Here is a 24091-nt window from a genome sequence, read left to right as displayed (position 1 = left end):
GACTGATCTCGTACCTCTGGTCCCTCGACGCCCGGTCCGCGACCTGGGTGAGCGGTCTCTCCTGGCTGCTCGTGATCGCCGCGAGCGCGGCGGGGGCCGTGATCCCGTAGAGTCGAGTCATCTCCTGGGCGATCGCCCGAATTCCACGGCTGAGAAGTCGCACGACGACGAAGAGACTCAGCCCCTGATAGAGACCGCATCGACCGAGAGCATCGTCCTCGGTCCTCCGGTTCGAACGCCCGCCTCGCACGCGGGTACCGCCCTTCACAGGACGCCGCGGAAGCCGCGCCGTTCCTCGTTCGACCCCCGCTCCACCGGCTCGCCCGGTGCGCGGGACGTTCTCCCCCGCAGAGCCGCCCTCCCCCGGAGGCGCGAGCTCAGCCCCTAGACGACCCGGACGACTCCGGCCGACGCGTGTTTCACCCGCGGAAGCCGAGTCGAGCGGGTACCGCACACTCGTGCGGACTCTGACGACGCCGGCCCCGGTCGGCGTCATTAACACATAAGGAAAAGAAATGCCTACTGGCACCGTTAAGTGGTTCAACTCCGAAAAGGGCTTCGGCTTCATCGCTCCCGACGACGGAGGCGCCGACGTGTTCGCGCACTTCTCCGCCATCGCGAAGCAGGGCTACCGCGAGCTCGTCGAGAACCAGCACGTCGAGTACGACGTCGAGCAGGGCCGCAAGGGCCCGCAGGCCGCGAACATCCGCGGCGTCGGCGAGTAATCTCCGACTTCCGACGCCCCGTCGACCAGGATCCCCGGATCCGGTCGGCGGGGCGTCCGTCGTTGACGGGGTGATTCCGCCCCCGGCCGGCGGAGGCGGAACCCGTGTCACCCCTCCGGGCCGCAGGATCGGTATCCTCTCCGTGGCGGCTCCCGAGCTCACGGAGCCCGCGACGCCGTCCGGGACTCCGGCGCGTCGGCACCACTTCACGGCGGAGACAATGGGACGACTGATCTACGGACCGCAATCACTCGAGATCGACTTCGAGGACCGGCTCCTCGCGCACCTCAAGGTCGCGATGTTCACCAAGATGCGGCGGAACGAGTCGTTCAGCCTCTCCTGGAGCGAGCCGGAGTCGTCCGGCTACGGCCGCAGCTCCGTCTGGGTGCGCCCGACGACTCCGCTGCACTTCCGGTTCCACGGCAGCAAGCGGCCGTCGCTGAACCGCCTGTGGATCGAGCAGTTCATCGCGAGCGCGAACAACACCGGCGAGATGACCGTGGTGCCGGAGCCGGCCGAGGGCTCCTGAGCCGCGACGCTCCTCAGACCACGAGCGGCCGGGCCGTGTGCACGAGCTCCTCGTGCGGCAGGGCCCGGAGGCGCTCGGCGATCTCGGCACGGGCGCCCGCGTCGACCGACGCCCGGGCGTGCTCCTGCGGCCGCAGCGGCGTGAGGGTGACCAGGTCGGCGTGACCGGTCGCCAGGTCGAGCCGCTCGGGCAGGCCGGAGCTGCGCAGGCCCAGGAGGACGCCGACGGTGCCCTGCTCATCGGTCCAGGCGGGCGGCGCCGCGACGTTCGCGAGCCGCGCCGTGTCGAGGGAGCTGCGGCAGCACACCCCCTGCAGGGCGGCCCGTCGGGCGGCCTCGTACAGCAGGCGGAAGTGCCAGTGGTTCCAGAGCTCGGCGGTGGGGACGCCGCGGACGGCGGACGTCTCGAGGCACAGCTCGAGGCCGAGACCGGTGCCGGGATGCGCGAGCCGGTCGAAGGGATCGCTCAGCCCGTCGGTCGCGAGCACCACGGAGGCGCCGCGGTCGACGCGCAGGAACGCACGGTGATCGGTGGGCCAGCGCGCGCCGCCGCGGACGCCGGGATCCTCGGTCGAGACGACGACGGTGCGATCCAGCGCACCCACTCCGCGCCAGGCGTCGGCCCGGTCCTCCGCCACCGCCTCGGCCAGCGCCCGCCTCTCGTCCTCGGTCCATCGGACCTCACGAATGCGGTTCAGGAACAACGACATGGGACTCCCCGTCCGCGCGACCGGCGTGCCGCGCTCCCGGAACGCTACGGCGCCCACCCCTGCTCCTCCTCCGAGCAACCGGAACGCCAGCTGTGTTTGTTGCGCGGCGGTCCCCGCCCGCCGCGGCGCGGTCGGCTCCCAGGAGTGGCCGGGCAGGTGGAGCGGGTCGCGTCCGGCTACGCCGAAACGCTGGAACGCGTTTCGACGGTTCGCCTCAGGCGGTGTTCACTCCCGCGGCGGTCCCGGCCCGCCGCGGCGCGGTCGGCTCCCGCAAACGGCCGGGCAGGTGGAGCGTGTCGCGACCGGCTACGCCGAAACGCTGGAACGCGTTTCGACGGTTCGCCTCAGGCGGTGTTCGTTCCCGCGGCGGTCCCCGCCCGCCGCGGCGCGGTCGGCTCCCGCAGACGGCCTGGCAGGTGGAGCGTGTCGCGACCGGCTACGCCGAAACGCTGGAACGCGTTTCGACGGTTCGCCTCACGGCGCACCGCCGTGGCCGTGGATGGAGGAGTCGATGGCCCGCGCGACCGGGCGTCCACCGCCGCTGTGTCCGCGAGGCGAACCGGCGGAACGCGTGTCAGCGTTCCGTCGTAGCTGGACGCAGGACGCTCCACCCGCCCGGCCATCCCGAGTAGCCGACTGCGCCGCGGCGGGCGGGGACCGCCGCGGGAGAAGGCTCAACCCAGCGGGTTGATGCCGTTGGTGCGCCAGCGCTCGTCGGCGAGCTGGCCGGGGGTGCCGGCGCTCGCGTTCTCTCCCAGGGGCTCGCCGCCCTCGACGGCGTCGGCGCCGAGCGCGGTGCCGGCTCCCTCGGCGGTGCTGCCGGGGGGAAGCAGGCCCTCCTCGTCCTCGCGGGGGCCGACCTCGTCCTCGGGGGCGTTCTCGGAGCCGCTCTCGCTCATCGGGTCGTAGCCGTGGTCCGGGTCGCGGCTCTCGTCGGCCGTCGTGTTCTCCTCGACCTCGGCGTCGGCGGGGCGGACGTCGTCGGCCTTCTCCGCATCGGTGGAGGGGGTGCCCTCGAAGCCTGCGAACTCGGGACTGTCGTCTGCGCTCATGGCCGCCACGGTAGCACCGGGCCCGCGGGTACCGGAGGGGGTTCCGCCGGGCTCCCGCGACGCCTCCGCTCAGCGGCCACGCCCTAGGCTCGGGGGGCTGGCACGGACGACGGGAGCGACATGCGACGACTCGGGTACGACAGGTTCGGCGGGCCCGATCTGCTCTCGTGGCGGGAGGCGCCGGTGCCGATGCCGGGTCGCGGCGAGGTCCTGGTGCGCACGCGCGCGGCGAGCATCAACGCGACCGACGAGAAGATCCTGTCCGGCTCCGCGCGGATCATGGCCGTCGGCCGCTCCCGTCCCTACGGGTTCGGCCTCGACATCGCCGGCACCGTCGAGGCGCTCGGCCCGGGGTCGCACTCGGTCGCGATCGGCGACCGCGTGGTGGGGATGACCCGCGACGGCGACGCCTTCGCCGGTGCGTCCATCGCGCGCAGCCGCTCGCTCGTCCCGATGCCCGACTCCCTCGGCTTCGTCGAGGCCGTCACGCTCGCGATGTCGGGCGGCACCGCGGTGGGCCTGGTGGACGCACTGCACGTGCGCGCCGGCGAGCGCGTCCTCGTCAGCGGCGGCTCGGGAGCCATCGGCGATCCGACGATCCAGCTGCTGGTGCGGGCGGGCTGCACGGTCGCGGCCACCGGCTCGGCCGCCTCCGCCGACCTGCTCCGCTCGCTCGGCGCCGAGCCGCACGACTACCGCGCGCTCGACCTCGGGGTGCTGGGCGGCCGCTTCGACGTGGTCGTCGACGTCTCCGGCCACCTGCCGGTCGACGACGCGGCGATCCTCCTGGCCGAGGGCGGGCGCATCGCGACGCTGGTGCCGAGCGGTCCGGCGCTGGTCTCGCAGGCGACGGGCCTCGTCCGCCGCGACCGCCCGCGGGTGCGCAACATGATCGTGGTGGCGACGGCGGAGCGGATCGGGCGCGCGGTCTCGCTCGCCACCTCCGGCGAGCTGCGGCCCCGGCCGGGCGCCGTGCATCCGCTGGGCGACGTCGTCGACGTGCTGTCGCGCCGAGCGACCGGCGCCGACCGCACGATCGGCAAGATCGTCTTCACCGCCGACGACTCGGCTCCGCTGAGCTGACCTCCGGCTCCTCCTCCTCTGCCGGGCGGCCGAGCGAGAGCGTGGCCAGGAAGCCGACGGCGAGGAACCCGGCGGCGGCGAAGGCCGCGTAGCGGGTGCCGTCCGAGAACGCCTCGCCCGCCGCCCGGGCAGCGTCGGCGGTGTCCGGTGAGGCGGCCAGCCCGGCGATCGCGGCGCCGGAGGAGTCGACCACCGCGTCGACGGTGCTCGCGACCTGCTCCGCGGGGAGGCCCTGCTGCTCGAGCGAGGTCGTGAGGACCCCCGCGGTCGAGGTGTAGAGGATCGTCCCGAGCACGGCGATGCCCAGCGCCGAGCCGATCTGCCGCGCGGTCGACTGCGTGCCCGAGCCCTGCCCGCTGAGCTCGACGGGCACGTCCCGGAGCACGACCCCGGTCAGCTGCGCCGTCGCGAGGCCGACGCCGAAGCCGTAGACGGCGAGGAACGGGACGAGGGCCCACCACGGAGTGGAGTCGGAGACGACCAGGCCGATGCCCGCGACGCCGACGATCTCGGCCGCGAGGCCCACCCGCACGATCAGCACCGGCGCGACCCTGTTTCCGAAGGCGCCGGCGAAGCCCGAGGCGACGAAGGAGCCGAGCGCGAGCGCGAGGAGCACCAGGCCGGTCTGCACGGCCGTGTAGCCGAGGACGCTCTGGAGCCAGATCGGCAGCGCCAGGATGATCCCGAACTCACCGAGCGAGACGATCATCGCGGCGAGGTTGCCGTTGCGGAACGAGGCGAGGCTGAAGAGCCCGATCGCGAGCATCGCCGAGCGCCCGGCGCGCTCGCGGGCCCGCGCCCAGAGGACGAAGGCGACCCCGGCGAGCACCGCGACGGCGAACGCGATCGGGACCGGCGAGAGGCCGAGCGGCCAGCTCCAGCCGCCGACGCTCAGGCGCTCGTCGACACCCCACCAGCCGAGGGTGCGCCCCTCGATCAGGGCGAACACCAGGGAGGCGGAGGCGATGATCGAGAGCGCGGCGCCGACGAGGTCGACCCGCCGCCCGTCGGGCTGCCGCGACTCGTCGACGAACAGCAGCGCTCCGACCACGATGATCACGCCGAGCGGGATGTTGATGCCGAACGCCCAGCGCCAGGAGAAGTCGGTGGTGAGCCAGCCGCCGAGCAGCGGGCCGACCGCGGTCATGCCGCCGATGGTCGAGCCCCAGACGGCGAAGGCGATGGCGCGCTCGCGCCCGCGGAAGGTGGCGTTGATCAGCGAGAGGGTCGTCGGCAGCACCATCGCTCCTCCGACGCCCTGCACGACCCGGGAGAGGATCAGCAGGTCGCCGGTCGGAGCGAGGGCCGCCGCGACGGAGGAGAGCGCGAAGAGCGAGACGCCGACGATCAGCATGCGGCGCCGGCCCCAGCGGTCCGCGAGGGTGCCGAAGACGAGCAGGAGCGCGGCGAACACGAGCGTGTACGACTCCTGCACCCACTGCACCTGGGTCGAGGTGATCCCGAGATCGGCGACGATCGACGGGATGGCGACGTTGACGATGGTCGAGTCGACGATGATCGTCGCCACTCCGAGGCTGATGACGACCAGCCCGATCCACTTGCGGTTGCGCACGACGCTCTCCTCCGACGATTTAGTAAGCCAGCTGACTATATGCCCGCGGAGGGCGCCGTGTCGAAGGGAGGGCCTGGAAGATTAGCGGGAGGCGGGCGCGGCGACAAGGGCGCGAAGCTCCCGGAGCCGCCCGGTCAGGATGGACGCATGCCCGCATCCCCCCGTTCCTTCCCGTATCCCCTCGGCGTCTCCCTCCGCGGCGACGCCGGCGCCGACGTCGCCGTCTACTCCGAGACCGCGGACAGCGTCGAGGTCTGCCTCTTCGACGAGTCCGGAGCAGAGACCCGCGTCGCCCTCACCGAGCGGACCGGCCACGTCTTCCACGGCCTCGTCCCCGAGATGGGCATCGGCACCCGCTACGGGCTGCGCGTCGACGGCCCCTGGGACCCCGCCAACGGCCTCCGCCACAACGCCGCCAAGCTCCTCCTCGACCCGCACGCCACCGCGATCGAGGGCTCGTACACCTGGTCCGAGGACGTCTTCGGCCAGTTCTACGAGGACGCCGACACCCGCAACGACGCCGACTCCGCGCACGCGGTCCCCCGCTGCGTCGTCACCGACCCCGACTCCTTCGACTGGAGCGGCGACACCGCGCCGCGCATCCCGCTCGAGGAGACCGTCGTCTACGAGGTGCACGTGAAGGGCTTCACGAAGCTGCACCCCGACGTGCCCGAGGACATCCGCGGCACCTACCGCGGCCTCGCGCACCCCGCCGCGATCAAGCACTTCACCGACCTGGGCGTGACCTCGGTCGAGCTGCTCCCCGTGCACCAGTTCGTGCAGGACTCGCACCTCGAGGAGAAGGGCCTGCGCAACTACTGGGGCTACAACTCCCTCGGCTTCTTCGCGCCGCACAACGAGTACTCCCACGCCGGCGACGACGGCTCGCAGGTCGACGAGTTCAAGGCCATGGTCAAGGCGTTCCACGAGGCCGGCCTCGAGGTCATCCTCGACGTGGTCTACAACCACACCGCCGAGGGCAACGACAAGGGCCCCACCCTCTCGTTCAAGGGCATCGACAACGGCTCCTACTACCGCCTGGTGGAGGAGGACCGCGCGAACTACTTCGACACCACCGGCACCGGCAACAGCCTCAACGTCGCGCACCCCGCCGCGCTCGGCCTGATCATGGACTCCCTGCGCTACTGGGTGACCGAGATGCACATCGACGGCTTCCGCTTCGACCTCGCCACCACCCTCACCCGTCAGACCGGCGAGGCCGAGGTGCACAGCGCCTTCCTCGACCTGATCGCGCAGGACCCGGTGCTCGCGCCCGTCAAGATGATCGCCGAGCCGTGGGATACCGCCGGCTACCAGGTCGGCGGCTTCCCCGCGGACTGGTCGGAGTGGAACGGGAAGTTCCGCGACGACGTGCGCGACTTCTGGAACGGCGCCGACTCGGTGCTCGGCACGACCGCGCAGCGCGTCCTCGGCTCCCCCGACGTGTACGAGGCCGACCGCCGCTCGCCGGTCTCCAGCATCAACTTCGTCACCGCGCACGACGGCTTCACCCTCGCCGACCTCACCGCCTACTCGCGCAAGCACAACGCAGCCAACGGCGAGGACAACAACGACGGCGAGAGCGACAACCGCTCCTCCAACAACGGCGCCGAGGGCCCGACCGAGAACGAGGCGGTCAACGAGCGCCGCGACCGCATGCGCCGCAACTTCCTCGCGACGCTGCTGCTCTCGGCCGGCGTGCCGATGATCCTGGGCGGCGACGAGATCGCCCGCACGCAGGGCGGCAACAACAACGCCTACTGCCAGGACGACGAGATCTCGTGGTTCGACTGGGAGAACGCGGACCGCGAGCTGCTCGCCTTCACCCGCGAGCTGATCGCCCTCCGCGCCGCGGAGCCGGCGCTGCGCCCGAAGTGGTTCCGCCGCGCCCCCGGCGACGGCGGCCCCGACATGGTCGACATCCTCCGCTCCGACGCGCAGGGCTTCGCCGACGAGGACTGGGACAACCCCGACGCCCGCTCGATCACCTTCGTGTTCGAGCACGAGGGCAGCGCGAGCTTCGCCCTGCTGCTGAACGCGGCGGAGAACGGCGTCGAGTTCACCGTTCCCGAGGCGCCCGGCGCCGAGTGGACGCTGGCCGCCTCCAGCGACCCGGAGCAGGTCGTCGAGGGCGAGGTCACCACGCTGATCGTCCGCGACGGCTCGTTCACGCTGCTGCGCTCGGCCTCCTGATGACCGGCCGGACCCCGCGGCTCCTCCGCTTCGGCGGGCGCATCGCGGGGTTCGGCACGTCCTCGGGCACGAGGATCGTGCTGGGCCTCTGGGAGGACACCCCCTTCGGCCCGTTCGCCGACGCGATGGTCGAGGACGGCGACGGCCACCGCCTCCTGATCGCACCGACCCGCGAGGTCGCGGACTTCATCGGGTCGACGTACGCGTTCGACGAGGTGCGGATCGCGCCGGTGTCGTGGCGGAGGATCGCGGGCGGCCTGTCCGTCGCGGCCGGACCGCTCGCGGTGCGACTGGAGCTCGGCGGTCTCACTGCGCTCGGCCGGCTGCTGCGGATCGTTCCGCGACCGCTCGCCGAGCACCCGGCATGGCTGACCGCGATCTCGCCGGTCGCCTCCCTGCTCGTCCGCGGGGTGAGCACGGCCGGGTCGGCAGGGCACGGACGCCGCGAGTACTACGGCGTGCGGGCGATCCGCCGCGTCGAGGGCGTCCACGCGGTGCTGGCGGAGGAGGACCTCGGCCCGCTGCGCCCGCTCTCGCCGCCCGTGCGGTTCGGCTTCTCGTCGGCGCCCGCCGCTCCGGCGATCGTCGACGTCACCACCACCATCGCGCTCCCGCGCGAGGGGACCACCGCGCTCCGGCGCGACCGAGAGAGAGGAGCCGCCTCGTGAAGAAGGGCGACAAGATCAGCTGGAACACCTCGCAGGGCGAGACCCACGGCGAGCTGGTCGAGAAGAAGACGAAGGAGTTCCAGTTCGAGGGGCAGAAGTTCAACGCCTCGGACGACGAGCCCTACTGGATCGTGCAGAGCGACAAGACCGACGCGAAGGCCGCGCACAAGGAGTCGTCGCTGACGAAGAAGTGAGCGGGCGCAGGCCGAGCGGCTGCGGGCCGGGCTCCGGATCCACTCCGGGGCCCGGCCCGCACCCGTCTCACGCGATGCGGATGAGCTTCTTGTTCACGAACTCCTCGAGGGCGGGGCGGCCCATCTCGCGGCCGGTGCCCGAGCGCTTCACGCCGCCGAAGGGCAGCTCGGCCGCGTCGCCGAGGACGAGGTTGATCCAGACCATGCCCGCGTCGATCCGGTCCGCCAGGCGCAGCGCCTGCTCCTGGTCGGTCGTGTAGAGGTAGGAGCCGAGGCCGTAGGGGGTGTCGTTCGCGAGGGCGATCGCCTCGTCCTCGTCGCGGACGCGGTAGAGCGCGGCGACGGGGCCGAAGAACTCCTCGCGGTAGGCGTCCATCTCGGGCGTGACGCCCTCGAGCACGGCGGGCGGGAAGAAGTTGCCGGTCACCTCGCCGCTGGCGCGGACGGTGGCCCCCTGCTCGCGCGCGGCCGCCAGCTGCGCCTCGAGGCGCTCCGTCGCGGCGGAGGAGGAGAGCGGGCCGAGGAGGGTGCCCTCCGCGAACGGATCGGCCGGCTGGGCGCGGGTGAACGCCTCCGTGAACTTCTCGGCGAACGCGTCGTACAGCTCGTCGATCACGATGAAGCGCTTCGCGGCGTTGCAGGACTGGCCGTTGTTGTCCAGGCGCGCGGCGACCGCGTCCTCGACCGCCTTGTCGAGGTCGTCGGTCGACAGGAGCACGAACGGGTCGGAGCCGCCGAGCTCGAGCACGACCTTCTTGAGGTGTCGGCCCGCGAGCTCCGCGACGGCCGCGCCGGCCCGCTCGGAGCCGGTGACGGAGACGCCCTGGACCCGGGGGTCGGCGATGACGGTCGCGGCCTGCTCGTTCGTGGCGTAGAGGTTCACGTAGACGCCGGCGGGCGCGCCCAGCTCCTCGGCCGCGGTGCGGAACATGTCGGCGATGGCGGCGGCCGACTCCGGGCACTGCGGCGCGTGCTTGAGCAGGATCGTGTTGCCCGCGACCACGTTCGGGCCGGCGAAGCGGGCCACCTGGTAGTAGGGGAAGTTCCACGGCATGATGCCCAGCAGCACGCCCAGCCCGGCGCGGCGGATCAGCGCGGAGCCGGTGCCCTCGGCGAGCTCGATCGGCTCGTCGGCGAGGAAGGCCTCGCCGTTCTCGGCGTAGTAGCGGTAGATGTCGGCGGCGAAGCCGACCTCGCCCTGCGCCTGGTCGAGCGGCTTGCCCATCTCGCGGACGATGATCGCCGCGAGCTCGTCGGCGCGCTCGACGTGCAGCTCTGCCACGCGGGCGATCAGCGCCGCGCGGGTCGCGACGGGCACGGTCCGCGACCACGAGGAGTACGCGTCCTGCGCCGAGCCGATCGCCACGGTCAGCTCGGCGTCGCCGAGGGTCGGGTACTCGCGGAGGGTCTCCCCCGTGGCCGGGTCGATCACGGCGTAGTGGGTGCTCATGCGGGCTGTGCTCCTTCGCGCTGGGGGGCCGGTGCGGTCGCGCCGTCCTCGTCGATGATCTCCTGTGCCAGGCGCCTGCCGACGCGGATGGCGCCGTCGACGTGCTGGTAGCCCTCGGCGGCGAGGTCGCTCGTGCCGAAGCGGAGCGGACCCACCGGCTCCAGCTGCAGCGCGCCGTACCGGGTCAGCCCGCCCAGGTCGAAGCTCGCGGCGTACGCGCCCTGCGTCCACTCCTCGGACGCCCAGTCGCTCTCGTAGTAGACGACCGGATCGAGTGCGGCCGGGCCGAAGTAGGCGGCGAGCGAGTCGAGGATCGCGGCCTTCCGCTCCGCCTCGTCGAGCGCGAGCACGCGGTCGGCCTTCTCGTCCGAGACGAAGCCGACCAGGGTGCCGCGCTCCTCCCCGTGGTTCGAGTTGTCGTAGGCCTCGTGGACGAGCGAGTGCGGGCTGAACGCGGTGCCGGAGAGGCCGTCGGCGCGCCAGAAGGGCGTGGCGTAGGTGGCGTGCACCTTGATCACGAGGCCGAGCGACTGGTGCTGCAGGGCCTGCTGCCGCAGGCGCGGGAGCGGCGGGTCGAACGAGATGCGGCCGACGAGGTTCGGCGGCACGGCGACGATCGCGCGGCGGGCGCGGAGGACGACGCCGTCGGCGCGCACCTCGACCCCGTCGTCGCCGTAGCGGACGGAGCGGACCGGGTGCCCGAGCAGGACGCGCTCGGCGCCGAGGCGCTCGGCGAGCCGCTCCGGGACCTGCTGGAGGCCGCCGATCACGCGCTTGTCGAGGATGAAGTCGGCGTCGACCAGGTTGCTGAAGCTCCCCGCGCTCGCGGCCATGAGGAGCGCCTGGAGGAGGGAGAAGGCGTGCGCCGGCTTGGTGAGCATGGCGTCGGCGAGGAAGAGGGCGATGTTGGCCCGCGCCTCCTCGTCGTCGCTCTGCTGCTCCAGCCAGGCGGCTAAGGTGACGCGGTCGTAGTCGCGGGCGAGCGGATGCGTCCACGGCGCCGCCGGGTCCGTCTCGGCGACGAGGCGGTCGAGCACCTCGATCAGGCGGGAGATCTCGGACTCGGTGCGCTCGCTCCCCGGGAAGATGTCGCCGGTGAAGCGGCGAGCGGAGCCGTCGGCGCCGATGTAGACGCTCTCGCCCTCGCGGTAGCGGGAGTAGGTGCCGAGGCCGAGCTCGTCGAGGGTCTCGAGGAGCGCCGTCTGGTCCGGCGAGACCCACTGGCCGCCGAGCTCGAGGAGCTGCCCGTCGACCACGCGGGTCTCGAGCCGCCCGCCCACGCGCTCGCGCGCCTCGACGACGACGACGTCGAGGCCGTGCTGCTGCAGCCGGAGCGCCGCGGTGAGTCCGGTGGCACCGGCTCCGATCACGACGACGTCGTGCTCGCTGGGGGACATGACTTCTCTTTCCATCGGTGATCGCGGGAGTGGACGCGCGAATACGGACGATCCTGTCACAGAAGCGGAGGAGAACGTCAGTGAGTGCGCCCGATGGAGGGTGGACTCGAAGCGCCCTCCACCGAACTACATAGGCGTGCTATATTGTTTCTCGTGCCCGATCCCAGTGCCCCCGTGCGTCTCGCCTCCGCCGCCACCGCCCTCACGCGGTTCGCGGGCCGGGCGAGCGGCGCGACCGGGCTCGGCGCGCAGTCCGGAGCCGTCTGGTCGACGCTCGCCGAGCTGCGCACCGCCTCCCCCTCCCGCCTCGGCGAGCTCGCCGAGCGGGTCCGCGTCACCCAGCCGACGATGACCGGCATCATCGCCCGTCTCGACGAGGCCGGCTGGATCCGCCGCGTCCACGACGCCGGCGACGGCCGCGCCTGGCTGATCGAGGGCACTCCCGCCGGCTTCGACGCCCTCGCCGAGCACCGGCTCCGCCTCGAGGCCGCCCTCGCCCCGCTGTTCGCGGGCCTCGACGAGGACGACCGCCTCGCCCTCGAGCGCGCCGCGACCCTCGTCGAGGCCCGCGTCGCCCGCATCGCCGGCACCCCCGTCCCCTCCTCCCCCGAGAAAGGCTCCACGCCGTGACCACCTCCCCCCACTCGCCCGCCCAGGGCTCGATCCTGAAGCAGCCGCTGGCCGTCTGGGCCGTCGCCTTCGCCGCGGTGATCGCCTTCATGGGGATCGGCCTGGTCGACCCGATCCTCCCGGCCATCGCCGAGAGCCTGCAGGCGACTCCGACCGAGACCTCGCTGCTCTTCACGAGCTACCTCGTCATCACCGGCGTCGTGATGTTCTTCACCAGCTGGCTCTCCAGCCGCATCGGCGCCAAGAAGACCCTCATGATCGGCCTGGTGCTGATCGTGGTGTTCGCCGCGCTCGCCGGCACGGCGGGCAGCGTCGAGGGCGTCATCGGCTTCCGCGCGGGCTGGGGCTTCGGCAACGCGCTGTTCATCTCGACCGCCCTGTCGACCATCGTCGGCGCGGCGAGCGGAGGCTCCTCCGCGGCGATCGTGCTCTACGAGGCCGCGCTGGGCATCGGCATCGCCATCGGCCCGCTGCTCGGCGGGCTCCTCGGCAGCGTCTCGTGGCGCGGCCCGTTCTTCGGGACCGCCGTGCTGATGGCCGTCGGCTTCATCGCCATCGCGACGCTCCTGCGCGAGGACGGCCCCAAGCCCTCTCCGACTCCGCTCTCGGCGCCCTTCGCCGCCCTCAAGGTCCCGGCCATCCGCACGCTGGCGGGCGCCGCCCTGTTCTACAACATCGGCTTCTTCGTGCTGCTCGCCTACACGCCCTACCCGCTCGGGCTGGACGAGATGGGCCTCGGCTTCACGTTCTTCGGCTGGGGCCTGGGCGTGGCGATCACCTCCGTGTTCGTCGCTCCGCTGCTCACCCGGCGCCTCCCGCGCACCGTCGTGCTGCGCTCGGTGCTGCTGCTGCTCGCGCTCGACCTGATCGCCGGCGGCCTCGTGATCTCGTCCCGTGTCGGCCTGATCGTCTGCATCATCGTCGGCGGCCTGCTGCTCGGAGTCGTCAACACGGTGCTCACCGAGTGCGTGATGGAGGCGACCGACCTGCCCCGCTCCGTCGCCTCGTCCGCCTACTCCGGCGTCCGCTTCCTCGGCGGCGCGATCGCCCCGCCCGCCGCCTCCGCCCTGGCCGCGGCGATCTCGCCGGCCTTCCCGATGTACGCCGCGGCCGGAGCCGTCGCCGTCGCCGCGCTGATCGTGCTGCTCGGACGCCGCACCCTGGCTCGCGCCGACGCCCACGAGCCCGAGCCCGAGTTCGTCGAGGCGCAGGCGATCACGCTCGGCGAGTGACGCGCCCGCACCTGCGCGCACCAGCTCGCTGAGGGGTCGCGAACGGTCGTCATCCGAGCGGGATGGCGGCCGTTCGTGACGCATGGACGCGGTCGAGCGGGGTGGGCGGCGGATCCGACCTGTGGAGAACCGGTTCACGAGGATCGGGAGGCGGGACAGTGGCCGGATGCACGATCCCTCGCCGCTTCCGATCGGACTCCGCGGCCGCGCCTTCACCGTCGCTGACGCTCGCGCGAGCGGTCTGAGCCGCGGGCGGCTCCGCAGCTCCGACCTCCACCGGCCCTTCCACGGCGTCCGCACCGCCGACCCCGACCCCGACCTGCGCCTGCGCGCGGAGGCGCTCCTCGCGCTGGTCGGTCCGGAGGCGCTCCTGAGCCACGTGACGGCGGCGCGGCTCTGGCCGCTCGACCTCCCGCCCGCCGCTGCGGACGAGCCGGTGCACGTCAGCGTCCGCCGGCCGGGACGCGCTCCCCGGCACCGGAACGTCGTCGGCCACGCCCTCGCCGATCCCGACGTCCGCTGTGTCCTCCGCCGCGGACTCCCCCTCACCGATCCGGCCTCGCTCTTCTGCCATCTCTCCGCGCTCCTCGAGCCGGACGACCTCGTCGCGGTGGGCGACGCGCTGGTGCGCACGCCGGTCGTCGGCGATCCGGCGGATCAACGGCCCTGGGTGCCGCTGCCCGACCTGCGGGAGCGCGTGTCGGCCTTCCGCGGTCGGGGCTCGGTGCGACTCCGCGCCGCGCTCGCTCTGGTGCGCGACGGGGCGGAGTCGCGGCAGGAGTCGCGGTTCCGGCTCGCGTCCATGCGGGCGGGGCTCCCGGAGCCGGTGCTGCAGGAGCCGCTGTTCGACTCCGACGGGGTCTTCGTCGGGCGGCCGGACGGCTGGTACCCCGCGGAGCGGGTCGCGTGGGAGTACGAGGGCGACGATCATCGCACCAGCAACCGGCGCTTCGCGCGCGCTCGGCCGCTACGACGACCTCGCCTCGATCGGGGTCCGCGTCGTCCGCATCGTCGGCGCCGAGTTCGTCCCCCACCCCGAGCGCTCCGTCGAGCGCCTGCGACGAGCACTCGCCGACCGGGCTCCGCATCGACGACCGCCGAGGCGTCACGAACGGTCGTCATCCGGGCAGGGTGACGACCGTTCGTGACGCCTCACGGGAGGGCGCGCGCTCAGGAGTCAGGGCGCGACCTCGAAGAGGCGCGGGCGCAGCGCGGACGTGCGCGGGTCGGCGGCGCACGCGGCGAGCGCCGCCGCGAGGACGCCGCGGGCCGGGTGCGGCTCGCGGACGTACACGTCGACGCCGGCGGGCGTGAACGGTGTCCGGGCGAAGCGGGTGAGCGCCCAGCCCGCCTCCTCGTCGGCGGCGACGAACGACCAGCGGCTGCGGGCGAGGAGAGTCAGCGGCTCGACGCCGCGCCAGCGGAAGCCGGACGGATCGTGCGGGTCGGGGATGTCGATGCCGACCACGTAGTGCGAGCGCGTGCGGCCGCGCCAGCTGACGACGTCGCCGATCCCGCCGGTCGGGAGCGGCGCGTACGTGATCGCCACCCCCGACCGCGAGCGCCAGAGCGGCAGCGAGGAGCCCCGGACGAACCAGGTGCCGCTCGCGAGCGCCCGGGCGTCGATCATCGGAGGGCGTGCTTGATGTTGGTGCGGGCCAGCGCGACGGCCTCGCCCGCTCCTCCGTTCATCACGATCTTCGAGACCGCCAGCGCGAAGCCCTTCACCTGCGCGCCCGTGATCGTGGGTGGGAGCGAGAGGGCGAGCGGATCCGTCACCACGTCGACGAGGACCGGGCCGCCGTCGGCGAGAGCCGAGCGGAAGGCCTCCTCCACGTCGCGCGGGTCCTCGACGCGGATGCCGCGGATGCCGATCGCCTCCGCCACCTTCGCGTAGTCGACCATCGGCACGTCGACAGCGAAGTCCGGGAAGCCGTCGACCAGCATCTCGACCTTCACCAGCCCGAGCGTGGAGTTGTTGAACACGACGATCGTCACGGGCAGCCGGTAGGCGGCGACCGTGACCAGCTCGCCCATCAGCATCGAGAGCCCGCCGTCGCCGCTCAGCGAGACGACCTGGCGCCCCGGGTGCGAGAGCTGCGCGCCGACCGCCTGCGGCAGCGCGTTCGCCATCGAGCCGTGCATGTACGAGCCGAGCAGGCGCCGCTTCCCGTTGGGGGTGATGTAGCGGGCCTGCCAGACGTTGCCCATGCCGGTGTCGGCGGTGACGATCGCGTCCTCGGAGAGCAGGCCGTCGAGCGTGGACGCGACGAGCTCGGGGTGGATCGGGCTGCGCGTGCCGACCTCGGTGTACTTCCCGACGACTCCGGTGACCAGCTTCTCGTGCTTCTTCAGCGTCTTGTCGAGGAAGCGGTGGTCCTTCCGCTGCACGAGCGGGGTCAGCGCGGTGAGGGTCGCCGCCACGTCGCCGTGGACGGGGTGCGCGACGCTGACGCGGCGACCGAGCTTCGAGGCGTCGCTGTCGACCTGAGCGATCACCACCTTCGAGGCGTCGGGGAGGAACTGCTCGTAGGGGAAGTCGGTGCCGAGGAGGAGGAGCAGATCGGCGTCGTGAATGCCGGCGTGCGCCGCTCCGTAGCCGAGGAGGCCCGTCATGCCGACGTCGTAGGGGTTGTCGTACTGGATCCACTCCTTGCCGCGCAGGCTGTGCCCGACGGGCGCGCCCACCAGCTCGGCGAAGGCGACGACCTCGTCGTGCGCGTTCTGCACTCCGGCGCCCGCGAAGATCGCGACGGTCCGCGCCTGGTCGATCGCGGCCGCGAGGGCGCGGACGTCGGCGTCGGCGGGGACCAGGACGGGCGTCGACGGCAGCACGAACGCGGGGAAGCCGTCCACCGCCTCCAGCTCGGCGATGTCGCCGGGGAGGGTGACCACGGCGACTCCGCGGAGCGCCACCGCGCTGCGCATCGCGGCGTTGACGACCCGCGGGGCCTGGGCGGCGGTCGAGATCAGCTCGCGGTAGTTCGAGCACTCGACGAAGAGCCTGTCCGGGTGCGTCTCCTGGAAGTAGGACGAGCCGATCTCGTTGCTCGGGATGTGGCTCGCGATGGCGAGCACCGGGGCGGAGGAGCGGTGCGCGTCGTAGAGGCCGTTGATCAGGTGCAGGTTGCCGGGGCCGCAGCTGCCGGCGCAGACGGCGAGGCGCCCGGTGAGCTGCGCCTCCGCGCCGGCGGCGAAGGCGGCCGCCTCCTCGTTGCGCACGTGGATCCAGTCGATGCCTCCCTTCTCGGAGCCGCCGCTGCGGCGCACCGCGTCGACGATCGGATTCAGCGAGTCGCCGACGATCCCGTAGATGCGGGAGACGCCGGCGTCGATGAGCTGAGCGATGAGCTGGTCTGCGACCGTCTTCTGAGCCATGACCCCATTCGACCGGACCGGGCTGAGCGTCCGCTACTCCGGAAAGTGGAGATCCGGATCGGGTGCATCCCCCTCGGGACGGATGCCCTGCACCTCTAGCCTGGGAGTCGTCACAGGAACACCTCCGTACCGCTGATCCCGGGAGTCGCCATGAACCGCCGCAGAACCGCCCTCGTCCTGGCCGCCGGCGCGGCCCTCGCCCTCGGCCTGACCGGCTGCTCGGGCCTGAACGGCCTGATGGGAGGCGAGACCCGCGACGACGAGACCGGGGAGATCACCGAGGGCGGGACGACCGACGTCTTCCAGCTGCGCGTGGGCGACTGCCTGAACGGCGAGCTCAGCGAGGAGGCGACCGAGGTCACCGACGTGCCGACCGTGCCCTGCACCGACCCGCACGTCTACGAGGTGTTCCAGAACCTGACGATGGCCGATGCCGACGAGTACCCGGGCGAGTCCGTCGCGACGGAGCAGGCCGAGACCGACTGCGTCACGGCGTTCGAGTCGTTCACCGGGATCGGCTACCAGGACTCGGCGTACGACTTCAGCTACTACTACCCGACCGCCGAGAGCTGGGGCACGGGCGACCGCACGATCAACTGCATGATCACCGACCCGAACGGGCCGAGCACGGGCACGCTGGCGGGCGTCGCGGCCTGATCGCGATCCCCGCGCGCGGTGGTGCCGGTCCCGCCGAGCGCTCCGCGCGCGGCTCGGGTCAGTCGCGGTCGCGCGCGGGGAACAGGCGCAGGAGCAGGCCGGAGCCGATCCAGACCACGGCGATCCCCGCGACGAGCCAGGAGGCTCCGAGGCCGGACGCCGCTCCCGCCAGCACGGCGCCGACGGCCGCGGCGGCGGAGCGCAGCCCCGCGCCGATCGTGAACACCTGCGAGCGGACGGCGGCGGGGCTCTCCTGGTCGCGCAGCAGCAGCATCGCCGCGTTCGAGGGGGCCGTGAAGACGCCCGCGACCGCGAAGGCGGCGATCGCCACGACGACGCCCAGGTCGGGGACGGCGACCAGGAGGACGGCGCCGGTCGCGATGTAGGCGGCGCCCATGGTCCACGCCGGCGGACGGCGGGTCCAGCGGCGAGCCGCCACGGCGAGGGCGCCGAGCAGGCCGCCCACGGCGAAGGCGGTCAGGATCCACGCGGCGGCGTCGGTGCTGCCCAGCCGCTCCACCGAGAGGCTGATCGCCGCGACTCCCGCCGCTCCGCCCGCGACCTGGCTGAGCGTGCCCGCCGAGGTGACCACCGCGATCGGACGGTGCCGCACGAGGTGGGTGACGCCCGCGACGATCGTCCGCAGCACGCCGACGGTCGGCGCCGGACGAGCCTCCATCGCCAGGCCGAGCGACCCGACGACGCCGATGAGGGCGAGGACCGCCATGGCGAGCATCGCGGTCCGCGCTCCCCCGACTCCGACCGCGAGGCCCACGATCGCCGGCCCGCTGATCGAGGCGACCGTGTACGAGAGCGAGTCCTGCGCGTAGGCGCGGCGCGGCTCCGGGATGGCGCTCGTGACGAAGCTCGACATGCCGCCCATGTAGACGGGCGTCGCGAGCCCCGCGAGGAGCAGCAGCAGCACGATGAGCGGCGTCGGCACCTCGCCGAGGAAGGCGGCGACCGCGAAGGCGACGGCGGTCGTGAGCGCGGCGCCGACCAGGAGCCGGCGGGGGCGGCGGACCCGGTCGAGCACCGTGCCGACCAGCGGCGCGGCGATCACGGCGGGGAAGAGCGCCGCTCCGGTCAGGGCGCCGCCGAGCGCGACGTCGCCGAGACGCTCGACGGCGAGGACGGGGAGGGCGACGACCATGCCGGCGCTGGCCAGGCGGAGGGGGATCGACGCGGCCTGGTAGCTGACCGCGCTCATGCGGGACCGGGGATCGACATCACCTCCGATGGTGTCACGGCTGCGGGACCGGGTCGGCCGGGGAGGCAGGCCACCGGCGTCCGAGCGGCCTGCGGAGCCTGCCCTAGGCGATCGGCGTCCGCGCCGCGAGCTCGGCCGCCGCCGCGACGCCCAGGCGCCAGGGCGCGCCGTGGCCGGGCAGGAGTGTCCGCGCCCCGGTCCCGGCGAGGACCCGCAGCGAGTCGAGGGACTGCGCCGTGTCGGCGGTGGCGGCGCGCGCGACCAGGTGCGGGCCGGTGCGCGCGGAGTAGGGGTCGAGCGTGACCAGTGCGTCTCCGTCGATCACCGCGTCGCGCTCGGGCAGGTGCAGCGAGACGTGCCCGTCGGTGTGCCCCGGAGTCGCGAGCACGCGGGGCGATCCGGGCACGTCGAGCACCGCTCCGGCGGTCAGCGGCAGGGTCCCGTGCACGGGCGGCACCGCGAGCGCGCCCGCACGGGCCATCGCTCCGAGCACCGGGATCGCGGAGGGGTGCAGCAGCGGGTACACGAACGGGGTGCGCTGGCGGCGGTAGGAGTAGGGCTGCGCGGCGAGCGGCTGGTCGGCCACGTGCAGGTGCACGGGGACGCCCCGCCGGACGAGGCTGCGGGCGACGCCGAGGTGGTCGACGACGGTCAGCCGGCCGGCCTCCTCGATCAGGTAGAGGTTCGTCCAGGCGTGCTCGAGCCGGTGCACCCCGGGTGCGACGTCCCGGTGCAGGCTCGCGCCGCCCCCTCGCCGCTGCTGCCGGCCCTGCTGCTCGCGCTGCTGCTGCTCCATCGTGCTCCCGCCCCTCCGGGCCCGCGCCCGATCGCGACGACGCTACGAGCGTCTGCGACGGATCGGACAGGGCGTTGACGGCGGGGGTCCGCGTCGTGCAGGGCTCAGCGGCGCCGCCCGCGGAGGGCGAGCTGCACCGCGGCGAGCAGGAGGAGGACCGCGAAGAGGATCCCGGACACGCGCGCCGGCAGGAGGAAGGAGAGCGCCACTCCGGCGAAGGAGAACGCCGTGGCGGTGAGCCCGACCACGAGGCCTGCGCGCACGTCGAGCAGGCCTCGCCGGGCGTTCGCGATCGAGCCGGTGACCGCCGTCGGGATCATCGCGGCGAGCGAAGTGCCCTTGGCCAGGAGGTCCGCGAGCCCGAAGGCGCCGACCAGGACCGGCACGGCGATCGCTCCGCCGCCGATGCCGAAGAGGCCGGAGGCGACGCCCATCCCGATGCCGAGCCCCGCGAACCCGGGCCACACGCCCCAGCCCTCGGCGACGTCGCCGGTGTCGTTCGAGCCGAACACGGCCATCCGCACCGCCGCGGCCACGAGCAGCGCCACGAACATCCAGCGCAGCACCCCCAGAGGCAGCCGCGCGAGCAGCCAGGATCCGGCCACCGCCCCGAGCATCGCCGCAGCCGCGATCACCGCCGCCGGGACCCAGGCGACCTGGCCGGCGAGGGCGTAGCCGAACGCTCCGGCGACCGAGGTCGGAGCGATCGCGAGCAGCGAGGTGGCGGAGGCGCGGCGCTGGTCCATCCCGGCCCACGCGATCAGCATCGGCACCATCACGATCCCGCCGCCGACGCCGAACGCGCCCGACAGGGTCCCGCCGACCGCGCCGATCAGGGCCAGGACGAGCAGGGCGCGCGGGCGCATGCGCGCGGCCGTCCGATCGGGGAGGGGCGCCTGCGGGGCGGTCGCGTCGGTCACGGCTCCATGCCACCACAGCACCGGGCCGAGGGCGAATCGACGGGCGTCGACCGCGTTCCTGAGAGGATCGGCCCGGCCCGGCCCGCCTCTCTGGCAGTTGCCTGGGCGGGCCGGATCCGACCGTGACGTTCGGCGTCGACGGAGCGTCCTACCTGCATACCCCGCCTGATCGAGCGATCGGGCCCCGAGCGAAAGAGGAGACCATGGCCGAGACCACCGCGACCACCACCCGTCAGACCAGCACCGGATCCGGACGCACCGTGATCGAGGACGGCGTCATCGCCAAGGTCGCCGGCATCGCCGCGCGCGAGGTCCCGGGCGTCCACGCCCTCGGCGGAGGAGCGGCCCGAGCGATCGGCGCCATCCGCAGTGCGATCGGCAACGACGACCGCGGCCAGGGCGTCAAGGTCGAGGTCGGCGAGCGCCAGGTCGCCGCCGACATCACCATCGTCGCCGAGTACCCCGCGCCGCTGCAGAAGGTCGCCGAGGACGTGCGCTCCGCCGTCGCCGACGCCATCCAGCACATCGCCGGCATGGAGGTCGCCGAGATCAACGTGACCGTCCAGGACGTCCACATCCCCGAGGACGACACCCAGGAGTCCGACCCGCGCGTCGTCTGACCCGTTCCCCCCGCACCGACGCCCCGGGCCGAACGGCACCGGGGCGTCGGCGTGTCGGCGACCCTGCGCCGACCCCCGCGCCCCTCCCCGACCGGAAACCGACCCCGCACCCCGATGTGGGGCCCCCGCCCCCGAACCCCTGACCCGAACAGGAGCGATGACATGGAGAAGTCCTGCGTCCGCCCCCTCGACCTGGACGACGCCGTCGCCCTCGTCGGCATCCTCGCCGCCCTCCAGGCCCTCCTCGACAGCGGCGGCCTCCCCGCTGAGGAGGTCGAGGCCCTGCGCCACGGCCTCGAGCAGGGCGGCGCCCTCCTCCCCGGAAGCGACGAGAACGAGATCGCGACGGCTCTGGGTGGGCTGAACGCCCGCCTGCGTGGGACCATCGGGTGATCGCGCCGCGCTCGACGTTCCCGTAGCCTTCATCCGCGCTCGTGTCGACCCCGGAGACGCGCTCCCCCGCCCACGGGTAGCGTCCGGTCCGGTCCCGCACTCCCACGGGGTCGCTGAACCCCGAGAGCCGGAGGAGATCCGATCGTGAACGGTGACCACTTCGTCCTCTCGACCGCGACGCCGTGGGACGACCGCACCGAGATCATCGGCGTGTACGCCTCGGAGGCATGGGCCCGCGAGGCCGCGGCCGCATGGCTCGGCTCGCCGGACCGCGAGGCGTTCCCCCGGTGCGTCATCGAGGGCTGGAGCGGCGCGCACCTCCTCGGCCGCGAGGTCGTCGAGGCCCTCGGCTTCGACGACGAGGGCGGCGACGAGTCGCTGGGCGGCCCCCGCAGCCTCTGACCTGGCGGGCTAGCCGCCCCAGTGCGACGGGCGCTCGAAATGCGACGGCAGCGTGGTCGCCGCATCCCCTCGGGCGCTGTTCACCTGCGCCTGGGTGAGGTAGACCGCCTCGGCGAGCCGCGCACCGGACACGTCCGCATCACGAAGGTCCACCCCGAGCAGGTCGCACCGCTGCAGATCCGCACCCCGCAGATCCGCGGCGAGGAGGAGCGCGCCCCGCAGATCCGCCCCCCCGCAGGTCCGCGTTCCGGAGCGATGCACCCGCCAGATCGGCACCCGGAGCGAGCCGACGGCCCCTCGACCGGCGGGCAGCCGGCGCCGCTCCTGCGCGAGCGGCCGCGCTCGCCGCGATCAGGAGCGGCCGGGACGCTCCGTACTCCGCGTCGACGTCGACCGCGACCATCTGCTCCGGCTCGCCGAGCGTGTGCGCGTGCACCGCGTCGAACCGCTCGCGTAGCTCGTCGAGGAGCGGCGCGCCGACGCCGGGCAGCGCCAGAGCGGAGTCGAGGTACCAGAGCAGCTCGTGCAGGCGGCGCATCAGCGGGAACACCGCGAACATCCGCTCGCGCACGGCCGGGTCGGACCGCCAGGAGACGCCGCCGAACGTCTGCTGCGAGACCTTCTGACCGGCGCCGAAGCAGTCGAAGACGGTGCAGCCGACGAAGCCCTGGGGCCGGAGCCGGCGGTGGATCATGCACGCGTCCTCGCCGTCGAGGTTGACGCACGGGTCCCCGGCGCGCTTGTCGAACGGGAAGTCGGCGGAGCGGGCGAAGGCGAGGGCGACGCAGCACAGGCCGAAGCAGTTCGCGCAGTCGGCGCCGAGGTCCTCCCGGCGGCCGAGCTCGACCCTGGTGCGTGACGTCATCCGTCCGAGCCTACGCGCGGCGGCGCCTCCGGATCAGTGCGCGAGCGCGAGCACGCCGACGACCAGAACGCCGAGGCCCACGATCCCGAGCAGCGAGACGAGGCTCTCCTTCCAGGAGAGGCCCGCGCGAACGACGGCGATGAGGGCGATCCCCGCGAGCGTGGCGACGTAGACGCCCGCGCCGATCCGCAGCGCGACCGTCGCGTCGATCCAGCCCAGCGCCGCGGCACCGAGCGCGAGGACCGGCAGCGACGCCGAGGCGAGCGCCCCGCCCGCGATCCGCAGCATCGTTCCCGACTCCGCTCGCGAGGGCGTCGCCGCGTGCACGACCTGGTGCGCGATCACCTCGGCGACGAAGCCCGCGGCCGAGATCCCGATGATCGAGATCACGAGGCTCTGGAGGGCGTGGACCGCGTCGGGGTGGTCGCCGACGAGGTAGATCATCACCACGGCCAGGCCCGTGAAGGTCGCGTAGACGCGCTCCTTGAGGGCGCGGGCGATCTCGTCGAGGGGGCGGCGGGTCCGCTCCGCCCACCGGCCGGCGCGGCCCGGGCGCAGGCGCACGGGCGTCATCCGGTCGGCGGGTGCGGTGCGGCCCTCGTCGGCCGCTCCGTCAGTAGGAGGCGGAGTCGACACGTGCCGCGGAGGAGTCGCCCGAGTGCCGCGCCGCGAGGTCGCCGAGGATGGTCGCGGAGCCGCTGGTGCCGAAGCGGGTGACGCCGAGGCCGCGGTAGGCGAGGAGCGTGTCGAGGTCGCGGACTCCGCCGGACGCCTTCACCTGGACGGCCTCCGAGACGGCGCCGCGCATGAGGCGGAGGTCGTGCTCGTTCGCGCCTCCGCCCGCGAAGCCGGTGGCGGTCTTCACGAAGTCCGCGCCGGCGCGCTCGGCGGCCCGGCTGCCCTCGACGACCTGCTCGTCGTCGAGGAGGCTCGTCTCGAGGATGACCTTGACGACGTGGCCCTCGGCGGCCTCGACCACGGCGCGGACGTCGTCCTCGACGTCCTGGAGCAGGCCGCTCCGGAGGCGGCCGATGTTGACGACCATGTCGAGCTCGGACGCGCCGTCGGCGAGCGCCTGACGCGACTCCGCGACCTTCGCCGCGGTCGAGGTGGTGCCGTGGGGGAAGCCGATGACCGTGCCGACCAGGACGCCGGAGCCCTCGAGCCGAGCGACCGAGTGGGCGATGTCGGAGGGGCGGACGCAGACGCTGAACACGCCGGACGCGCGCGCCTCGTCGAGCTGGGCGTCGACCTCGGCGCGGGTGAGCTCGGGCTTCAGGATCGCGTGGTCGATGAGCGCCGCGATCTCGGCGACGGTGGGCAGGCTGGAGTCGGTCATCCGCACATTTTACGTCCGCCGGCGGGACGACGAAGGCCCGCGATCCTTCGATCACGGGCCTTCGGTCGTTCACGCC

At 73.3% G+C, this 24091-nt stretch carries 27 protein-coding genes; 13 read left to right on the top strand and 14 right to left on the bottom strand.

Features of this window, described 5'->3' with window-relative positions; translation table 11 throughout:
* Window positions 1-515 precede the first annotated feature (515 nt).
* On the top strand, window positions 516-725 hold the full coding sequence (locus C5C82_RS12200) for a cold-shock protein (RefSeq protein ID WP_055786246.1): 210 nt from the start codon (window positions 516-518) through the stop codon (window positions 723-725).
* Window positions 726-945: 220 nt separating this feature from the next.
* Window positions 946-1254, top strand: a complete 309-nt coding sequence (locus tag C5C82_RS12195; RefSeq protein WP_104355155.1) for a hypothetical protein — start codon at window positions 946-948, stop codon at window positions 1252-1254.
* Between the two features lie 13 nt (window positions 1255-1267).
* Here C5C82_RS12195 and C5C82_RS12190 read toward each other — a convergent pair whose 3' ends face one another.
* Complete coding sequence (locus C5C82_RS12190) at window positions 1268-1963, bottom strand: hypothetical protein (RefSeq protein WP_104355154.1); 696 nt, start codon at window positions 1961-1963, stop codon at window positions 1268-1270.
* 674 nt (window positions 1964-2637) lie between these two features.
* Window positions 2638-3015: a hypothetical protein gene (locus tag C5C82_RS12185; protein ID WP_146083687.1), complete on the bottom strand. Its 378-nt coding sequence runs from the start codon at window positions 3013-3015 to the stop codon at window positions 2638-2640.
* A gap of 120 nt (window positions 3016-3135) precedes the next feature.
* Here C5C82_RS12185 and C5C82_RS12180 point away from each other — a divergent pair, with 120 nt between their 5' ends.
* Entirely contained in the window at window positions 3136-4098 is a 963-nt protein-coding gene (locus C5C82_RS12180) for an NADP-dependent oxidoreductase (protein ID WP_104295223.1), read from the top strand.
* On the opposite strand, the gene C5C82_RS12175 is transcribed toward C5C82_RS12180, so the two are convergent.
* The gene (locus C5C82_RS12175; RefSeq protein ID WP_104355153.1) at window positions 4067-5671 is read right to left on the bottom strand and encodes a DHA2 family efflux MFS transporter permease subunit; all 1605 of its coding nucleotides are present in this window, start codon (window positions 5669-5671) and stop codon (window positions 4067-4069) included. The genes C5C82_RS12180 and C5C82_RS12175 overlap by 32 nt on opposite strands.
* A gap of 147 nt (window positions 5672-5818) precedes the next feature.
* On the opposite strand from C5C82_RS12175, the gene glgX reads away from it, so the two are divergent.
* From glgX to C5C82_RS12160, 3 genes are read left to right on the top strand one after another with little or no spacing between them, the layout of a single operon-like run.
* Window positions 5819-7864, top strand: coding sequence for a glycogen debranching protein GlgX (gene glgX, locus C5C82_RS12170; RefSeq protein ID WP_104355152.1), 2046 nt, complete (start codon window positions 5819-5821; stop codon window positions 7862-7864).
* Window positions 7864-8532 (top strand): hypothetical protein, encoded by a 669-nt coding sequence (locus C5C82_RS12165; RefSeq protein ID WP_104233046.1) that lies wholly within the window; start codon window positions 7864-7866, stop codon window positions 8530-8532. Before glgX ends, C5C82_RS12165 begins: the two co-directional genes overlap by 1 nt.
* Window positions 8529-8726: a DUF2945 domain-containing protein gene (locus C5C82_RS12160; protein ID WP_056866275.1), complete on the top strand. Its 198-nt coding sequence runs from the start codon at window positions 8529-8531 to the stop codon at window positions 8724-8726. Before C5C82_RS12165 ends, C5C82_RS12160 begins: the two co-directional genes overlap by 4 nt.
* A gap of 67 nt (window positions 8727-8793) precedes the next feature.
* Here the strand turns inward: C5C82_RS12160 and C5C82_RS12155 are convergent, their stop codons facing one another.
* Window positions 8794-10176 (bottom strand): NAD-dependent succinate-semialdehyde dehydrogenase, encoded by a 1383-nt coding sequence (locus tag C5C82_RS12155; protein ID WP_104355151.1) that lies wholly within the window; start codon window positions 10174-10176, stop codon window positions 8794-8796.
* The gene (locus C5C82_RS12150; protein ID WP_104355150.1) at window positions 10173-11573 is read right to left on the bottom strand and encodes an NAD(P)/FAD-dependent oxidoreductase; all 1401 of its coding nucleotides are present in this window, start codon (window positions 11571-11573) and stop codon (window positions 10173-10175) included. The genes C5C82_RS12155 and C5C82_RS12150 overlap by 4 nt, the downstream gene beginning before the upstream one ends.
* A gap of 153 nt (window positions 11574-11726) precedes the next feature.
* On the opposite strand from C5C82_RS12150, the gene C5C82_RS12145 reads away from it, so the two are divergent.
* The 3 genes from C5C82_RS12145 (at window position 11727) to C5C82_RS12135 (ending at window position 14570) form a co-directional block, all read left to right on the top strand.
* Window positions 11727-12203 carry a MarR family winged helix-turn-helix transcriptional regulator gene (locus tag C5C82_RS12145; RefSeq protein WP_181072760.1) on the top strand — a complete coding sequence of 159 codons (477 nt, stop codon included), beginning with the start codon at window positions 11727-11729 and terminating at the stop codon, window positions 12201-12203.
* Entirely contained in the window at window positions 12200-13435 is a 1236-nt protein-coding gene (locus tag C5C82_RS12140) for an MFS transporter (protein WP_104295217.1), read from the top strand. Before C5C82_RS12145 ends, C5C82_RS12140 begins: the two co-directional genes overlap by 4 nt.
* Before the next feature lie 166 nt (window positions 13436-13601).
* A complete protein-coding gene (locus tag C5C82_RS12135; RefSeq protein WP_104355149.1) occupies window positions 13602-14570 on the top strand; it encodes a hypothetical protein in 969 nt (322 codons plus the stop codon).
* Window positions 14571-14612: 42 nt separating this feature from the next.
* Here the strand turns inward: C5C82_RS12135 and C5C82_RS12130 are convergent, their stop codons facing one another.
* Window positions 14613-15065 (bottom strand): hypothetical protein, encoded by a 453-nt coding sequence (locus tag C5C82_RS12130; RefSeq protein ID WP_104249952.1) that lies wholly within the window; start codon window positions 15063-15065, stop codon window positions 14613-14615.
* A complete protein-coding gene (locus C5C82_RS12125) occupies window positions 15062-16813 on the bottom strand; it encodes a pyruvate dehydrogenase (RefSeq protein ID WP_104295215.1) in 1752 nt (583 codons plus the stop codon). The genes C5C82_RS12130 and C5C82_RS12125 overlap by 4 nt, the downstream gene beginning before the upstream one ends.
* Window positions 16814-16963: 150 nt before the next feature.
* Here C5C82_RS12125 and C5C82_RS12120 point away from each other — a divergent pair, with 150 nt between their 5' ends.
* Window positions 16964-17470, top strand: a complete 507-nt coding sequence (locus C5C82_RS12120; protein ID WP_104226088.1) for a septum formation family protein — start codon at window positions 16964-16966, stop codon at window positions 17468-17470.
* 58 nt (window positions 17471-17528) lie between these two features.
* On the opposite strand, the gene C5C82_RS12115 is transcribed toward C5C82_RS12120, so the two are convergent.
* From C5C82_RS12115 to C5C82_RS12105, 3 genes are all read right to left on the bottom strand, one after another.
* Window positions 17529-18680 carry an MFS transporter gene (locus C5C82_RS12115; RefSeq protein WP_104257981.1) on the bottom strand — a complete coding sequence of 384 codons (1152 nt, stop codon included), beginning with the start codon at window positions 18678-18680 and terminating at the stop codon, window positions 17529-17531.
* Between the two features lie 103 nt (window positions 18681-18783).
* Window positions 18784-19476, bottom strand: a complete 693-nt coding sequence (locus tag C5C82_RS12110; protein ID WP_104257980.1) for an MBL fold metallo-hydrolase — start codon at window positions 19474-19476, stop codon at window positions 18784-18786.
* Window positions 19477-19580: 104 nt separating this feature from the next.
* A complete protein-coding gene (locus C5C82_RS12105) occupies window positions 19581-20396 on the bottom strand; it encodes a sulfite exporter TauE/SafE family protein (protein ID WP_104233037.1) in 816 nt (271 codons plus the stop codon).
* Between the two features lie 203 nt (window positions 20397-20599).
* On the opposite strand from C5C82_RS12105, the gene C5C82_RS12100 reads away from it, so the two are divergent.
* The 3 genes from C5C82_RS12100 (at window position 20600) to C5C82_RS12090 (ending at window position 21811) form a co-directional block, all read left to right on the top strand.
* Window positions 20600-21016 (top strand): Asp23/Gls24 family envelope stress response protein, encoded by a 417-nt coding sequence (locus C5C82_RS12100; RefSeq protein WP_104225148.1) that lies wholly within the window; start codon window positions 20600-20602, stop codon window positions 21014-21016.
* 162 nt (window positions 21017-21178) lie between these two features.
* Window positions 21179-21409 carry a hypothetical protein gene (locus C5C82_RS12095; RefSeq protein ID WP_104234552.1) on the top strand — a complete coding sequence of 77 codons (231 nt, stop codon included), beginning with the start codon at window positions 21179-21181 and terminating at the stop codon, window positions 21407-21409.
* Between the two features lie 144 nt (window positions 21410-21553).
* The gene (locus C5C82_RS12090) at window positions 21554-21811 is read left to right on the top strand and encodes a hypothetical protein (protein ID WP_104238985.1); all 258 of its coding nucleotides are present in this window, start codon (window positions 21554-21556) and stop codon (window positions 21809-21811) included.
* Window positions 21812-21820: 9 nt separating this feature from the next.
* Here the strand turns inward: C5C82_RS12090 and C5C82_RS18195 are convergent, their stop codons facing one another.
* The 4 genes from C5C82_RS18195 to deoC are packed head-to-tail and all read right to left on the bottom strand — an operon-like array spanning window position 21821 to window position 24015.
* A complete protein-coding gene (locus C5C82_RS18195) occupies window positions 21821-22003 on the bottom strand; it encodes a pentapeptide repeat-containing protein (protein ID WP_374952942.1) in 183 nt (60 codons plus the stop codon).
* Window positions 21951-22676, bottom strand: coding sequence for a pentapeptide repeat-containing protein (locus C5C82_RS12085; protein WP_308471858.1), 726 nt, complete (start codon window positions 22674-22676; stop codon window positions 21951-21953). Before C5C82_RS12085 ends, C5C82_RS18195 begins: the two co-directional genes overlap by 53 nt.
* A 33-nt stretch (window positions 22677-22709) precedes the next feature.
* Window positions 22710-23312 carry a hypothetical protein gene (locus C5C82_RS12080; protein WP_146076980.1) on the bottom strand — a complete coding sequence of 201 codons (603 nt, stop codon included), beginning with the start codon at window positions 23310-23312 and terminating at the stop codon, window positions 22710-22712.
* Window positions 23290-24015 carry a deoxyribose-phosphate aldolase gene (gene deoC / locus C5C82_RS12075; protein ID WP_181027245.1) on the bottom strand — a complete coding sequence of 242 codons (726 nt, stop codon included), beginning with the start codon at window positions 24013-24015 and terminating at the stop codon, window positions 23290-23292. Before deoC ends, C5C82_RS12080 begins: the two co-directional genes overlap by 23 nt.
* Between the last annotated feature and the right edge of the window lie 76 nt (window positions 24016-24091).

The organism is Rathayibacter sp. AY1D5, assembly GCF_002932515.1.
Lineage (GTDB): Bacteria > Actinomycetota > Actinomycetes > Actinomycetales > Microbacteriaceae > Rathayibacter.
The sequence above is the reverse complement of the archived record's forward strand: the minus strand, read 5'-3'. Positions and strand labels throughout refer to the sequence as shown.

Bases quoted from the DNA above. Each gene is read 5' to 3' on its own strand.
- C5C82_RS12100 (WP_104225148.1), top strand. From the start codon at position 20,600: ATGGCCGAGACCACCGCGACCACCACCCGTCAGACCAGCACCGGATCC.
- C5C82_RS12130 (WP_104249952.1), bottom strand. From the start codon at position 15,065: ATGATCGACGCCCGGGCGCTCGCGAGCGGCACCTGGTTCGTCCGGGGC.
- C5C82_RS12190 (WP_104355154.1), bottom strand. From the start codon at position 1,963: ATGTCGTTGTTCCTGAACCGCATTCGTGAGGTCCGATGGACCGAGGAC.
- C5C82_RS12085 (WP_308471858.1), bottom strand. From the start codon at position 22,676: ATGACGTCACGCACCAGGGTCGAGCTCGGCCGCCGGGAGGACCTCGGC.
- C5C82_RS12135 (WP_104355149.1), top strand. From the start codon at position 13,602: ATGCACGATCCCTCGCCGCTTCCGATCGGACTCCGCGGCCGCGCCTTC.
- C5C82_RS12185 (WP_146083687.1), bottom strand. From the start codon at position 3,015: ATGAGCGCAGACGACAGTCCCGAGTTCGCAGGCTTCGAGGGCACCCCC.
- C5C82_RS12115 (WP_104257981.1), bottom strand. From the start codon at position 18,680: ATGAGCGCGGTCAGCTACCAGGCCGCGTCGATCCCCCTCCGCCTGGCC.
- glgX (WP_104355152.1), top strand. From the start codon at position 5,819: ATGCCCGCATCCCCCCGTTCCTTCCCGTATCCCCTCGGCGTCTCCCTC.
- C5C82_RS12125 (WP_104295215.1), bottom strand. From the start codon at position 16,813: ATGGCTCAGAAGACGGTCGCAGACCAGCTCATCGCTCAGCTCATCGAC.
- C5C82_RS12150 (WP_104355150.1), bottom strand. From the start codon at position 11,573: ATGTCCCCCAGCGAGCACGACGTCGTCGTGATCGGAGCCGGTGCCACC.
- C5C82_RS12095 (WP_104234552.1), top strand. From the start codon at position 21,179: ATGGAGAAGTCCTGCGTCCGCCCCCTCGACCTGGACGACGCCGTCGCC.
- C5C82_RS12110 (WP_104257980.1), bottom strand. From the start codon at position 19,476: ATGGAGCAGCAGCAGCGCGAGCAGCAGGGCCGGCAGCAGCGGCGAGGG.
- C5C82_RS12195 (WP_104355155.1), top strand. From the start codon at position 946: ATGGGACGACTGATCTACGGACCGCAATCACTCGAGATCGACTTCGAG.
- C5C82_RS12120 (WP_104226088.1), top strand. From the start codon at position 16,964: ATGAACCGCCGCAGAACCGCCCTCGTCCTGGCCGCCGGCGCGGCCCTC.
- C5C82_RS12180 (WP_104295223.1), top strand. From the start codon at position 3,136: ATGCGACGACTCGGGTACGACAGGTTCGGCGGGCCCGATCTGCTCTCG.
- C5C82_RS12165 (WP_104233046.1), top strand. From the start codon at position 7,864: ATGACCGGCCGGACCCCGCGGCTCCTCCGCTTCGGCGGGCGCATCGCG.
- deoC (WP_181027245.1), bottom strand. From the start codon at position 24,015: ATGACCGACTCCAGCCTGCCCACCGTCGCCGAGATCGCGGCGCTCATC.
- C5C82_RS12155 (WP_104355151.1), bottom strand. From the start codon at position 10,176: ATGAGCACCCACTACGCCGTGATCGACCCGGCCACGGGGGAGACCCTC.
- C5C82_RS12200 (WP_055786246.1), top strand. From the start codon at position 516: ATGCCTACTGGCACCGTTAAGTGGTTCAACTCCGAAAAGGGCTTCGGC.